The sequence below is a fragment of the Noviherbaspirillum malthae genome (assembly GCF_015352985.1).
Lineage (GTDB): Bacteria > Pseudomonadota > Gammaproteobacteria > Burkholderiales > Burkholderiaceae_D > Noviherbaspirillum > Noviherbaspirillum malthae.
Genome location: NZ_JACYXF010000021.1, coordinates 40,908 through 55,258, shown reverse-complemented (window position 1 = coordinate 55,258; position 14,351 = coordinate 40,908). Strand labels below are relative to the sequence as shown.

9 protein-coding genes are annotated in these 14,351 nt (G+C 56.7%); 1 reads left to right on the top strand and 8 read right to left on the bottom strand.

Annotated features, from left to right (window positions below):
* Window positions 1-240: 240 nt before the first annotated feature.
* The 8 genes from IGW03_RS20600 to IGW03_RS20565 all read right to left on the bottom strand — a co-directional run bounded on the left by IGW03_RS20600 (window position 241) and on the right by IGW03_RS20565 (window position 12,363).
* The gene (locus tag IGW03_RS20600) at window positions 241-3,975 is read right to left on the bottom strand and encodes a glycosyltransferase (RefSeq protein ID WP_194724410.1); all 3,735 of its coding nucleotides are present in this window, start codon (window positions 3,973-3,975) and stop codon (window positions 241-243) included.
* Window positions 3,976-4,079: 104 nt separating this feature from the next.
* Entirely contained in the window at window positions 4,080-5,423 is a 1,344-nt protein-coding gene (locus IGW03_RS20595; protein ID WP_194724409.1) for an FkbM family methyltransferase, read from the bottom strand.
* Window positions 5,420-6,643 (bottom strand): ABC transporter ATP-binding protein, encoded by a 1,224-nt coding sequence (locus tag IGW03_RS20590; RefSeq protein WP_194724408.1) that lies wholly within the window; start codon window positions 6,641-6,643, stop codon window positions 5,420-5,422. The genes IGW03_RS20595 and IGW03_RS20590 overlap by 4 nt, the downstream gene beginning before the upstream one ends.
* Window positions 6,643-7,440 (bottom strand): ABC transporter permease, encoded by a 798-nt coding sequence (locus IGW03_RS20585; protein ID WP_194724407.1) that lies wholly within the window; start codon window positions 7,438-7,440, stop codon window positions 6,643-6,645. Before IGW03_RS20585 ends, IGW03_RS20590 begins: the two co-directional genes overlap by 1 nt.
* 448 nt (window positions 7,441-7,888) lie before the next feature.
* Window positions 7,889-8,713 (bottom strand): Crp/Fnr family transcriptional regulator, encoded by an 825-nt coding sequence (locus IGW03_RS20580; RefSeq protein WP_228535845.1) that lies wholly within the window; start codon window positions 8,711-8,713, stop codon window positions 7,889-7,891.
* Between the two features lie 45 nt (window positions 8,714-8,758).
* Window positions 8,759-9,094 carry a VanZ family protein gene (locus IGW03_RS20575; RefSeq protein ID WP_194724406.1) on the bottom strand — a complete coding sequence of 112 codons (336 nt, stop codon included), beginning with the start codon at window positions 9,092-9,094 and terminating at the stop codon, window positions 8,759-8,761.
* A 207-nt stretch (window positions 9,095-9,301) separates the two neighbouring features.
* Window positions 9,302-10,546, bottom strand: coding sequence for a tetratricopeptide repeat protein (locus IGW03_RS20570; protein ID WP_228535843.1), 1,245 nt, complete (start codon window positions 10,544-10,546; stop codon window positions 9,302-9,304).
* Complete coding sequence (locus IGW03_RS20565; RefSeq protein ID WP_438943665.1) at window positions 10,543-12,363, bottom strand: CHASE2 domain-containing protein; 1,821 nt, start codon at window positions 12,361-12,363, stop codon at window positions 10,543-10,545. Before IGW03_RS20565 ends, IGW03_RS20570 begins: the two co-directional genes overlap by 4 nt.
* Before the next feature lie 419 nt (window positions 12,364-12,782).
* On the opposite strand from IGW03_RS20565, the gene IGW03_RS20560 reads away from it, so the two are divergent.
* On the top strand, window positions 12,783-14,135 hold the full coding sequence (locus tag IGW03_RS20560) for a FecR family protein (protein WP_194724404.1): 1,353 nt from the start codon (window positions 12,783-12,785) through the stop codon (window positions 14,133-14,135).
* The last annotated feature ends 216 nt before the right edge of the window (window positions 14,136-14,351 follow it).

The following is a 14,351-nucleotide window of genomic DNA, read 5'->3' as shown; positions in this document are numbered from 1 at the left end:
TCAGACCAGAAGGGATGCTGTGCAAGCACAGCATCCCTTCTGGTCTGAACCCTTTGGGCGCCCTCGGCATCGGCCGCCTGCGGTGTTGCGACGTCTTGCCGCAGCCCTGCTGTGACACGTCGCCGTGCCCGGCATTCGGCCGGTTCCCGGAGTTGCGCGATCCCTGCATTGGCCTGCAATCCGCTCTCGTTATCGCAAACGCTTGGTAACTGCGCAATCGCTCAAGCATGTTCCAAAGCATCAACGTACTGGAACAGTCTTGTACCAATTCGAATTTTCAACAGCATCCAGCAGTTGCTTGGTGCTTTGCTCCCAAGTAAGCCACGGCATGTTTTCCGATGTTGGCACTTGGCCTACGTCTAGCATCTCCAGCCATATTTTCAAAGCTTCCGCCAAGTCTGCGGAGTCATCGCCTTTGAAGTAATAGGCATGGTTACCAGCCACTTCACGGAAAACCGGCAGATCGCGAGCGACGATAGGCAGCTTGTATTGAGCGGCTTCCACCAGCGGCAGGCCGAATCCTTCAGCTTCCGATGCCGCCAATAATCCCGACGCGGCTTCATACAGCCGCAGCAAAAGCGTATCACTTGCATTTTCAAACCAGAACAGGCGCTTGCCGATCTCTGGATGCGTCCGCAGTTTTTCAACCAGCGGTTCCACCATCCATCCCTGTTTGCCGACAATGACAAGATTGGCCTGTTCCCCGTTCTTCCACAAGAGCTCGAAAGCGGCGAGGGCTTGTGCATGGCCCTTGCGGGGCTCAAGTGTTCCAACCATCAGGAGAGAAGCGTGCTTTCCGATCTGCTCCGGGACGAGGTTTTCATGCTCTTCAGGATGGATTGCCGGTGCGGCCGCATTGATGTCGGCGCCAAGATGGAAATAGCCGAGCTGCAGCGGTGTCGTCCGCTTTAATTGGGTGGTTTCGACCCAGGCATGCACCTCGTCAGCGACGGCACGAGAAATGCAGACCAGTCCGTCTGCCAGCGTTGCGACACATTCCAGCCAGCGCGTGAATCCGGACTTGGCTCCGTCTACGAAGACATCCGGACGCAGGATGGGCAGCAGATCATAGACGACGAAGTGCAAGCCGATGCCGCGGTTCTTCATATCTTCGAACAGCTTGCGATTATTTGGGACCAACTGGGGATTCAAATCCAGGCCAAGGAAGATGTCTCCGGCATTCGCCTCAATGGCTTCGTCGTCCATTGGCACGGGTGCGATGTTCAGCATGCCGCAGGTGAAGTTGCGTGCATAAGCGTAGTAGCCGCCCGCGTCGTACACCGGCTCGACCCGGTATGCGGATGAGGTACGGCGCAGCATGAATTGCAGCACATTGCGCACCACGCGCTGGATGCCGGACTTTGCATCACGCTGTACCAGCTCTGAAATATCGACGAGCAGCTGCTTGCGCCGAGGCGTTTCACGATTCCGTGCAATGCTGCCGGCAATCGCAATCAAGTCGTCCTGGGCGGGTGACACCGGCGCAGGAATTTCGGAAATGGCGTTAATGAGTTGATGATGCAGCGCTGCAGAGCTGTTCAAGGCAAAGGCCTCGATAGCCTCGAAATACATTTGACCGACACGTGCCGGATGGTGCTGGTTGAGAACATGGGAAACAGCCTTTGTCGCCATCGCCTCGCGCAAATTGCCGTCGCCGTGCAACTGCTCGATTGCGGAGGTCAATTCACTGTCAGTGAACTCGTCAGGCAGCTTTACCAGCACTTCGTCCGGGAGCTCGGATGCCGATCCGTTTCTGTTGATGATCGTGGGGATGCCATGCGCCAGACAGTCGAGGATGCTGGCCGATGTCTCTCCACGTGACAGGGTTCGCAATTGGACGGCAGCATCTGCCGCTGCAAGATAAGTACGATAGAGTTCCGGCGAAGCGAATCCGGTAATCCGGATGCGATCACTGGCCGGGCTCTTCGCAATATTGGCGGCCAAGTCTCTTCCATACTGGTTCGGATCGTTTTCGCCGACGAAAACCAGGAGGCAGTTCTTGTTCCGGGCGAGGACGGAATTGAGCCAGGAATTCAACAAGCGGTGGTTAAGTTTGGTCTTGCCGAGCAGGCCAAAGGAGCAGATAAGAAAGTCATCGTCACCAATGCCAAGCTGTTGGCGAGCCTGCTCGCGGTTGACTTCCTTGGAAACGGCTCTTATGAGCGGAATGACTTTCCAGTTTGAGAATTCATCCTCGCCATACCATTTCTTGGCAAGCTGTCTGGAAAAATCTGAATGGATGATCAGTCCGGTGGCATGATCCAGTACCTGCCTGTTGCCAGGGTACTGCCAGGCCGCGGCTTCCTTCCCGGATGCGGCCGCGTCGATCAATGCCGGATAGCCGTGAGAATAATACAGCGCATTGCGGAAAGCTCCCGGAAGGTAGGAGGTCGCCTCCAGGTAATGCAGGATCCCGCTGAGAAAGAAATCATGCAGAACCACGACTCCGGGATGCTCCGGGAGCAATTTGAACATGTGCTCATGGAAGCTGGAGTTTCCGAAATGGTAGACAATTCTGTCGAACTTATCGGCATGCGACTGGAACCAGGACACCGGTCTCTGCACGAAGTTGGCCGCAACCCATGCGTCATCGACATGCTCCTGATTGACTATCAGCTCGATCTCATAATAACGCGCAAGTTCGGGCAGCAACTCGGCACTATAGTCAGCGATACCGGATTTGCCGGGGGGCAGGGGCGATACATACGCAAGACGTGGCCGGCGTCCAGTCGGCACACTGGGACGGACAGGTTGCCGACGTTCGTGCAGTTCTTCAAAAGCTTGCAATGCCCGGTATCCGCTTTCCTTCCACGAAAATTTCCTGCATTGTTCAAGTCCGTGACTTTGCAGGGACTGACGGAAGGCCGGGTCTATCAAAGCCTGTTCCATTTTGGCCGACATGGCTTCCAGGTCATCTGGCTTGAACAACGCATCTTCACGGCCGATCACTTCCGGAATGCTGCTGACGTTCGAACCAATCACAGCCACGCCGCATGCCATTGCTTCCAAGGCAGGCAAGCCGAAACCTTCATGCAGAGACGGGAACACAAACAGCGTGCACAGGTTGTACAGGCGTAGAAGTTCTTCGTCGCTGACATAATCGGTGAAGACGACTTCATCCTGCTGCAATCCCGCACTGCCGGCAAGAGCCTGCAATCGACGCAGGTCGGCATCGCTGATCTTGCATACGATCGCCAGTTGATAAGCACTGCGTAGCGATAAGGGGAGCCGCGCAAAAGCCTTGATCAGACCTTCAATATTTTTCCTTGGATCGATTCCCCCCGTGTACATTACAAAGGGGCGCTGGATGCCGAACTTTGCTTTCAAGCCTGCCGCTTCTTCCGCATTCAAGGCGAGGGGGCGGAAGCTGTCGTCAATCGCCGATGAGATATTAACGACGCGATCGCTTGGCAGGTGCAGCCAGTCCAATGCTTCGGTACGGCTATGCTCGGAAATGGCGAGCAGAAGCTCGGCGCTTTTCAAACCCTGGAGTTTCCGGTAATACCATTGCCGCACGCGCGGGTCCGACAGATACGTCTCCTTGCGAAGCAGCGGGATCAAGTCGTACAAGGTCACTGCGGACGCAAAGTTGTTTGGCAGATGCCTTACGGACGTGACCGCATCATCCACCAAGCCCTCGAAGAGACTGGAGACATGCACGATGTCCGGGGAAAAACGCCTGATGAAAAATTCCCGTATCTGCTCCGCGGATTTGCAGCGCCACGAACCTGGCGCATGGATTTCGGCAATGCCGGACGGTCCATCGAAGACCACGATATCGTCTTCATGCAGCAAACCGCCGAAGGCTTTGCGAATCGGCTCAATGCTTTCCGGGAATTGCCGGTTGAGCAATACCTTCAAATCATGATTGCCCCCTTGTCTTGCAATGGATTGCGCAAGAGACATCGAGTAACGGCCAATACCCCGATGCTGGTTGGTTGCCTGGCATGCTTGAAGGTCAATAAGGATTCGCATAAATATTCAGCAGAAAAACTTGCAAGGATAGGGAGCCGAGGCTGTACGCGGGACGGTTGAGTGCGCATCCTTGCACCCATATTTGTTGTTCCGGTTTTGCCGTTCTAGTGCTTGTGAGCGTTTTTGGTGTCGATGGCCCGTTCCAGTTCGACCAGGACACGATTGACGGAAGCGGGAAGGGAGGCGTGTCCTTCCTTCCCCTGAGGCGCCGCAGGGGACGCCGCCGTATTGACCGCCGCGTTCCGGCTGATTGAGGCCATTCGCTGATAAAGAGAAGGGTAACGGTCAAGCTGGCCCAATACAAAATTTCTCAATCGCGGTCGTGTTTGCAGCTCGCGCTTCGCCTGCACCAGCGTCCATTTCACTCCGGCCTTCGCCATCGCCTTCGGCTTCGGCATTTTCTGGAGTGTCGCGACCGGCTGCTTCATCAATTCTTTCATTGCACGCACAGGACGGGTGATCCGCCAGGAGGTGCTGTTATGAACAGCCATCAGCTGTTCATAAATATGATGAGCATTTGCGTTGGCTTCCTGCAGGCGTTCCTGTGTGTCTTTTATCTGCTGCTGCAGATCGAGAGCGCGTGCGTCGGCTTGCCTGGCAAACTCCTGGGCTTCAAGCAAGGCAGCCTCGACTTGCCTGCCGTGTTCATGAGCCTTGTGCACTTCAGCTTCAGCCAGCCCGAACTGTTTTTCCGCCTCGAGCAGTCGCATCTCGGCGGTATGGCAGCGCGACTCCAGATCGTACGGATATTGGCTGAAGTGATGGCGCAGCCTCAACTGGAAGTGATCGAAATAGTTCGGCGGCAGCTTCAGCGCTGCCAGCAATTCTGGATGCTCGTTCGCCACATAGAACTGGTTCAGACCATCGAAATAGGCGGGCTGGTAATCCGCTTCCAGCACCATGTGTTCCCATTCCGCATGAGCCGTTTCCTGAGTTTGCGGCCGCGTGGCTTCGATGACCAGGATCCAGGGGCGCCATGACTTGAAGCTCATTCCGCGCAATACCTCGGCCTCGAAACCTTCCACATCGATCTTGAGGAAATGGATGGGACCGGTGACATGGCGCGCGCAGATTTCCGACAGCGGCAGGACTTCGATATTCGTTTCAACCACGTTGCGACCGGCCTCGATATGCTGGCGGGCGACATTGGGTTCCATGGTCGACAGGCCGGTATCGGGAATGTCGTAGAACGTGATATTGCCAGGACCGGCTCCCACCGCGAGCTGCAGATTCGTATCGCGCGGCCGCTGAGCTTGCAGCTGCTCATAATATTGCCGCATGGGTTCCACATTGATCCCGTGCCAGCCCTGCTGGTAAAAGGCTAGAGTGACCGAGTCCACCACCGGGTCATTCGCTCCGACGTCGATGTAAAAACCATTGGGAACGTGCTTGAGCGCACGCCACAGGATGACATCTTCGAAATTCTGCGCGTAGGAGATAAAGGTCATATACGTTGGATTTCTATCTTGGGGTCAAGCCATGTGCAGCCGACGAAATGCGCGCGCTTCATATTCATTACATTGAACACCAGGGCCAGATCGCGCCATTCGTAATTGTTCACGAGATGGGTGTCGCTGCTGACCAGAGCGGTGGCAACCGAGTAGCTGCCGGGTCCCAGGTTCATTGCGAAACTCGCACGGTATGTGATCTGCTCGCCGGGACGGACGTCATGCAGTGGCAGCTCCTTCAGATGCGTATTCGTACCGTACATCGGTTGACCGAGACGATCCTTGATCATGTAGCCGAGCACCAGGCGCGGAATCGGTGCCTGGATGGCGATTTTCACTTCGAGCGTGACCATGCTGCCGACGTCGATCATCTCTACCCGCTGGCCTTGCTCATCAAGCAGTGCAATCTCGCTCACCGTGGCTTCGCCGGTTCCGGAAATGGTCTGCACTTTTCCGTCCTCGCGCTTTTCCTGGCGTACGGTCTCGTTCTCCCGTTCGGCAAGCATCGCGTTGTAGAAATCCATGATCTCTTCAGGCGACCCTTCTTTCGCAAGACGGCCGGCGTCGAGAAGAATCGCGCGGTCGCAGATGGACTGGATTGCCGTCTTGTCATGCGACACGATCAGCAGCGTCGTACCCTGTTCGCGGAATTCGCGGATGCGGTCGAAGCTCTTGTGCTGGAAGTAGGCATCACCCACGGACAACGCTTCATCGATGATCAGCACGTCGGGGCGCTTCGCGGTCGCGACGCTGAAAGCCAGCCGCATCTGCATGCCGCTGGAGTAGACCCGAACCGGCTGATCGATGTAATCGCCGATCTCGGCGAATGCCTCGATCCGAGGCATGAGCGCTACCATTTCATCTGCGCTCAGCCCGATCAGCTGTCCCGCCATGATGGCATTCTGCCGGCCGGTGAAATCCGGATGAAAGCCCATGCCGAGTTCCAGCATGGCAGCGACTCTGCCGGTGATTGTTACATTGCCGGTGGTCGGTTGCGCCGTGCCGGTAATGAGCTTGAGCAATGTGCTTTTTCCGGCGCCATTGATTCCGATGAGGCCTACCGCCTCGCCCGGTTCGACATGGAAGCTGATCCCTTGCAAAACCCATTTGAGTTGATGTCTTGGTTTGCCGAACGGCGTAATCCATTCGGCAAATCTCGACCAGCGCGCCGGATATTGTTTGTAGGCCTTGCCCAGATTGGAGACGCGAATGCTGCCCATTAGAGTTCATCCACCATTTCACCGCTGCGCTTGCGGAAGAGCTGCAGGCCCAGGGCGCACAGGGCAATGCTGAGAATCGTGACAGGCAGCAGAGCCATCCATTGCGGCCACGCGCCGTTGACCATGATCGTCTGGTAAGCCTGGATAATCGGTGCCATCGGATTCCAGGCGATCATCGGACGGATATTGTCCGGCAGGATGGCCGCAGGATAGACAATGGGCGTCAGCCAGAACCAGAACTGCAGGGCAATCGAAAAGAACTGTCCGACGTCGCGGAAGAACACGTTCAGCACGCCCAGTATGGTGGCCAAGCCTATCGAGAAAAGAATTTGAATGACGAGAACCGGGAACACTGCGAAATAAACCCATCCGGGGAAATTGCCGCTGATGATGAGGAAGGCAGTGAACAATCCGAAAATGATGGCAAAGTTGAGGCTGGCATTGCAAACCACGATGATCGGCAGGCAGATACGCGGAAAACTGATTTTTTTGATCAGATTGGCGTATTCGAGAAAGACGGATTGCCCGCGCCCGGTGATTTCTGCAAACAATCCCCATGTCAGGGTTCCCGCGCACAGATAGATGCTATAGGCGAAGGTGGAATCCACGCCCGGCAATTTCGCCCGCATCACCTGCGCGAAAATAACGGTATAGACCACGATCATGGCCAGCGGATTCAGCACCGTCCACGCGGCGCCCAGCATTGAATTGCGGTATTTGGACTGAAACTCCCGCTTGACGCTGCTGAGAATGAAACCGCGGTAGGTCAGGATGGCTCTAGCGATGCCTGAAACCATTAGCGTCGTACTCCGGCGGATGGTTGTGCTATGCCCGGTGCAGCCACGTCTTGCGCAGTCGCAGTGCCGCAGCGTGTTTGATGAAAGCTTTTCCGGACCGATGCATAGACGACTTTACTCAGATAGTCCGGGACAAGTTGAGTCATGTTCATTGACAGAGGGTGTGTACGACCGTTGGAAGAGGGGGAAGCTGCCGGCTTGCAAAAAATGCATGAGCGCTGACAGCCGGCGCGGCGTATTTTACCGCACTTAGTTGCCTGTGAAGAAAGCAGACAAGACTGGAAACATTTCAGTCAGCCGGCATCGTTCGCGCTGGCCTTTGATCAACCACGGATGACCGTTGCACCTGCCATGACGCAGGGCAATGCAAGCAAACACGGGCGTGATGGGACTTGCGAGATGCCGATGCGCACCGTGATACCCATCCATCCCTATTGGTATCGGGTACTCAGGAATCGCCTTGCGCCAACTTCTTCAATCCTGCCGGATCCCGAATGATCAGCCGATGGGGCTCTTTCTCGACAATGCCCTTTTGAACGAGCGTGAGCAATGCTCGCGTTACGGTTTCGCGACTGGTATTGATCATGTTGGCAATATCCTGATGAGTCGGAAGGTTTTCCACGACTTCGATATTGCCTTCGCCATGCTGCTTGAGAAGCTGAAGATAACTATAGATGCGCTTGGAAGTGTTATTGATGCTGAGCAGCGCACGGAATTCGGAATCGCGTTGCACCTTTTCTGCCAGATGTCCCAGGATCTGCTGTGCTACTGACGGCGAGTGCGAAAACAGATGAAGTGCGGTAAGGCGCGGCAGAAACGCTACCAGCACCGGACTGAGTGCCACCACCGAGGCGGATCGGGTAGAGCCTGTAATGACCGCAATTTCCCCGAAAAAGTCGCCCGGCTTGAGCATGCGCAGTCCGATGGCGCGGCCATCATCGGTTACGTCAATCACCTGCAGCTGCCCATGCAGCAGGAATAGAAGGCTGTCGCCCACAGCCCCTTTTTGCAGAACGATATCGCGCCTTGCGAATTGCTTCAAACGCAATTCCGCCTTCACGCGCTCCATCTCATCATTGGACAGATGAGCCAGAAGAGGAATCTTGCGCAAGTGAACCTGCAGGTTCACTTGCGTGATGCTGAGCTTGATTTGTTTCGAGCTGGACTCCGGAAGGTTGGCCACTTCCGATGGAGGTAAATTCTTCGCCGCTGAATTAGCGAGTGCGTTACTAATGGACGGCATTGCACAGCGCTCCAGAAATTGATGGGCCAATTATAGCCGTCGTTTCCTGCAATCAGCTATTAAAGAGCGGAAATGTCACATCAAATGCACATATGTTGATATTACGGAAATGGCAGCGGCAAAGGCGATGCCGCCTGCGTTGGCGGCCATGTCCCGCCAGCAGAATCGGCGCCCCGGCACCATGTTTTGCAGGATTTCTATTACCCAGCCCAGAGCTAGCAAACCGGCCAGCCACAATAAATGTTGGCTGTCGGTCCGGGCAATGCGGCCCGCCAGGAGCGCAAGACCCGCATAAGCCATGAAATGCATGAATTTGTCATTAGGCAAGGGCGGCAACCACTTCGCCGGAACGAGACAACCTGCGGAAACGGCAACAAGTACCGCGACAAAAACAGTCAATTCCAACACCATAAAGATTCCTGTAATGCATCCTGCGGCAACGGCCGGGGACATTTGTTTCGACCGGATGGAGTTTGCTATCCCAATGCGTACATGGAATCGGGATGCATGACGGCATTTGATGCGGTAACGCCGGAAAGTTGCATGCCGGATTCAATCAGTGATGATCGGCGAGCTGATAACACATTGACTGGTACGCTGGCTGGCGGAAAAACATGTTCAATCGCGCCACTGCCAGCTCACCTGAATCTGCCGGCTGCCATATTGAAAAACTGAAATGTTCTCATCGTTTTTCACCTTGCGTACTTCCAGCTGAATGGATTGATTCTCTGTCACGGGAAAGATCAGGGCACCCCTCATGACCTGCGTCTTCTGATTCCGAACCCTGTCGATCAGGAGCGAGTAGGGCGATTCGCTCAGCCATGTCTGGCGTGTCCAGCTGAATTCACCAAGCACCAAACTGGAAAGCCGGGTGCGTCCATAAAAACTCGTGAACCATCCGGCCCTGTCCCCGCCTGGTCTGGCCGACATGCCGTGGTCGTTCAGATAGCCGATGTTGGCTTGCATCTGCGTTTCGCCGTGCCGATACGTCAGCAGGCCGCGCAGATCCGAGATGGTGGAATCATAATTGTCCAGCGTCAGGTACTCGATGCGAGACAAGCCGCCGGCCACCGAGAACTCCAGCCCGCGAGGCAGGTTCAGGGGAGGGCTGGCTCGCAGCTGTACTTGCTGCTGGCTTTGATACAGCTTGCCGCCCAGAGCATGCATGGCTACCAGGCCGGTTCCGCGCATTCCCCAGTCGCCGAACCGCCACGGATGCTCCGCGCCGACAATCAACGATGCCGTGTTGTAGCGCGCGAGACTGTCGTTATGCATGACGCGCGCCTGCAGGAAGCCCAGCGTGCCGTTGGGTGTCAGCTCCCGCAGGTAGTCACCGGTAAGCATTGTGTACTGGTCGCTTTGCGGCAGGTGTTCCGGCAGCAGCTGCAGTTCAACCTGCGTCGTACCGGTGCCGATGATGAAATTCGGATTGCTGGCGCCCTGATTGACATTGCTGTCCGTGCCGCGGCCCACTACGAACGACTTGCGGCTTTGCGGCTGCCAGGACTTGCATCCTTTCGCGCGTTGCGCAGCGATCACTTCCCTGATGACCGGCGGCGGAGAGAAACGGGATTCGATCACCTCGAACAGCTTCTCCGCTTCGGCGCCGCGTCCGAGTTCGCACTGGATGATTGCCAGGTCGAGCCATGCCCCGGCGTGCTGCGGCTCGCGCTCGATCATGCGGATCAGCGCTTCGCTGGCATCGGTATGGCGGCCTTCGGAGAGGGACTTCAGGGCGTCCAGATACAAATCCTGCTGTGCAACCACGATGTCGGCGCAGGCGCCCGATCCAAGCGACAGCATGAAGCCGGCAAGCGCGGAAACAATCGCCTTGCGCACGCAAGACGGTGCAGTCATCATCATGCCGCCGTCTCCATCTTCTCCGCAGCTCCCTGAGACTCCAGCGTGAACAGCGTGGTGGGTTTGCCTTTGCCGCGCAGGACGAAATCGCCCAGCAGTTGGAAACGATGGCGCGTCGCCCGCGAGACTGTGCCTTGTCCGATGATGATGTCGTGGGGCTGGTTGCGGGCGACCTGCTCCAGGCGCGCGGCGACATTGACGCTATCCCCGACCGCGGTATAGATGCTGCGCGACGGCGTGCCGAAGTCGCCTGCCATGGCCATCCCGCTCTCGATTCCGATTCGCACCCTTAGCCGCGGCAAGCCGCTGTCCTTGCGTGCCTCGCTGAACCGCCTGACCTCCTCCACGATATTGCGTGCCGCCTCCAGCGCCATGTCGGCATGGTCTTCCACAGGCAGCGGCGCGCCCCAGAACGCAACCAGGCCATCGCCGGTGTACTTGTCGATCGTGCCGTGCTTGGCAAGCACCGGGCGCGTCAGACAAGCCAGAAAATCGCTTGTCAGCTGGGCGGCCTCCTCAACCGAGAGAGACTCGACATAGGTCGTATAGCCTTCCATGTCGGCAATCAGCGTCGTCACATTCAGGAGGCGGGGCGTCAGCGGATCTTTCAGGTCGCTGCGCAGAAGCTCGTCGACCACCGCTGTCGCCACATACTGGCGCAAGGTACCCAGCAGGCTGCGGGATTTGCGCTGGGCGATCTGCCAGTGGTAAGGCACCGCGACCGCCAGCAAATAGACATTGCCTGCCAGGGGACCGCTGGCCGAGAATTCGGCGTCATGGCGGGTCAGCAGATAGGCGATGCACAGCCATATCACCGAAGCGCCGCCCAGGAGCGCCACGTTCGCGGCGGCTGAAAAGCGGGGCAGGGTAAAAGCGGCCAGAAACGCCACAGCAATCATGAAACCCGTCGCGATCCAGCGGCCCGGCAGCTTGATAGGTTCGCCTGCCGCCTGATGATCAAGCAGTGTCGTCAATGCCGCTGCATGCACCAGCATGCCGCTGGTCGACGGCGCCAACGGCGTGGCCACGCGGTCGCTTAACCCAAGCGAGGACGAGCCAACCACGACCAAACGGTCCTGAATCATGTCCCTTGATGCGCTCATGTCAAGTATCTGGGCCGCGGAGATGCCCTGGTAGGCTGACCAGTGGCGGCTGTAGGGAATGCGCCAGGCGCCGGTCTCCGTCTGCGCGTAGGTTGGTGCTTCCGGATTCGCCATACCTGTGCCGGCCGCCTGACGACAGCACTGCATCAATGCCAGCGACAGGGTCACGTAACGATTGCCTTCAAAATGCGTGACCATGGGCAAATGCCGGATGACGCCGTCAGCACTGGGAATGAAGCCTATGTTTCCGGTATAACGGGCCTTCGCCAGCCCCGCATGGTTGGCAATGAAGCCGGTAGCCGCGGCCGCATGGCCCTGGTTTCTTGCCAGCTGCCCACCGGTAACATCACCTACGCGCAGCTGGCGGTCGCGGTCCGTATAATCGAAAGCCTGTGCCAGCACGACAGGCGCATGCTGCGCAAGTGCCGCCAGCCGCGTGTCGCCGTCTGCATCGGCGCGTTCCGGCATCACAAGGTCAAGTGCCACGCCGCGCGCACCATAAGTGCCGATCAGGTTTTCCACGAGGTCGGCGATACGGTGGCGCGGCCACGGCCAGGGACCTATGGATTTCAGGCTGGCCTCGTCGATATCGACCACAACCACCCGGGTTTCCGGCTCACCGGAAGCCTGCATGCGGATGAACCGGTCGCGCAGCCATTCATTGCCGAAGCTGAATACGCTGTCCGTGTTGGCCCACTGTGAGCAGATTACCAACACGACGGCGATAGAACTGATGACAAACCGGAAAAGCGCTCCAGAACTGATGAGGGAAACAAAAGCGCGAAATTTGGCCGTTGAATTCATAAGACTATGATCTTGTGCGCAGACAAGCTGCGGGGCCACCTTTCCAACCTGGATGCTCAAAGCGTGCAAGTATAACCGTATGTCCTGATGGCTACATCCCACATTTCATAGAGAAAAATGCCTTGCGTCGTCGATTTTTCTTGAAATTTAGGCAATCGCCGCCAAAAAAAGAGACTTGTTCTGCGAACGAGTGTAGCGAACCGGCAACCGTACTCCCCAAGTCATATTTCCATTTGGAACAATATGCTACCCTCAGGAAATCATGCCGGTTTTGTGACCGCCGTCACTGAAACCTTTGCCTTGGGAATCAAAATGGCAAAAAGGAAAAATCCATGCTTACTCAACTAATTGTCTTATCCGCCTTGTCCGTTTTATCCGTTGCAAATATTGCCTTTGCAGGGGAGGCTGCGCATGTGGTGTTTGTTGCAGGCCAGGTACAGCTCGGTGCCGACGCAGTGACGCTCAACCGGGTCGTTCAGGAGGGAGACGAGCTGACAACCGGAAGCGACGGTTATGTCTACCTGAAAACTATCGACAACGGCTTTCTTATATTGAGGCCCAACAGCAAAGCCAGAATCGTTTCGTATAAGGTTGATGCAGTACAGCCGGCTAATACGCGCATCAAGCTTGAGCTTGACCATGGAATCGCGCGCGCGATTTCAGGCGAAGGCGCCAAGCATGCCAGGGAAAATTTCCGTTTCAACACGCCGGTGGCGGCCATCGGTGTCCGGGGTACCGATTTCACTGTATATACGGATGACGCGACTTCACGGGTAGCCGTGCTTTCCGGGGGCGTCGTGGTCAGCGGCTTTTCCGGTGCCTGCGGACCAGAGGGGTCGGGGCCGTGCGAAGGAGCAAGCAGCCGTGAATTGTTTGCCCGGCAGGCAGGCCAGGTGCTGCAGATCAGCAAGGGACAGGCGACACCGCAGTATCTGCCCAGCAGCACTGCCTCGCCGGACAATAGCGCTCCACCTCGTTCCGATGAGCCGAGCGCAAAGTCGAGCGGCGGCACGGGGGCTGGAACAGCAGGCGCGAAGGATGTCAATCTCGATCCGCAGAAGAATGCCGATATTGTCAGCCGTGCAAATTCAAATTTGCCCTCCGTGCCGAGCACGCCAACCAGCCCTGTGCAGCCCGTCACGCCGATGCCGCCCGTCACGCCGGTGGAAATGCCGCCGCAGATCGTTTGGGGGCGCTGGCAGACTGTTCTGGATCAGGCCGCCAACATCAAATACGAAAACATGTTGAATGCCGGCACACATCAATTGATTGCTTCCAATGCGCACTTTGTTCTATTGCGTACTCGCGGCACGGAATGGCAGATGCCGAATACCGGCGTGATCAATTTCGGCCTGCGGGACAGCGCCGCCTACATTACCGATGAATCTCGCAGCGCAATTACTGCGGCAAATATCGAAAACGGCCACTTGCAAGTCGATTTCGCGAAGGCTACGTTCAGAACCGGCTTCGACCTGGTCAGCAACAACGAGCGATTCAACATGCAGTCTCGGGGTGCCATCGCTCCTGACGGCCGCTTTGCGGCCGATACCCCGATCCTGAAGCCATTTAATATGGATGTGAGCGGCGTACTGTCCCAGGAAAATGGCGGAACAGCTGCCTATCTTTTCCAGGGGCGAATCGATGATCATCGTAGTGCGGCCGGCGCGACGTACTGGACCAAATAGCAGGATGTGCATTCAATGCGATAGGAGTCGGTAATTAACAAAATGGGGCGCTCGGCGCCCCATTTTGTTTATATCGCTCAAGAGCGGACAGTCATGGCCTCCTCATTCGTTGAATCCAGGCATTGCTCATATTCATCTTCTGCCTGTATGTCTTCATCCGGCTTCTCGTTCCCAATCCTTTGGCTATGGATCCCTTCGCGGCGTAGCCGCAGCGCC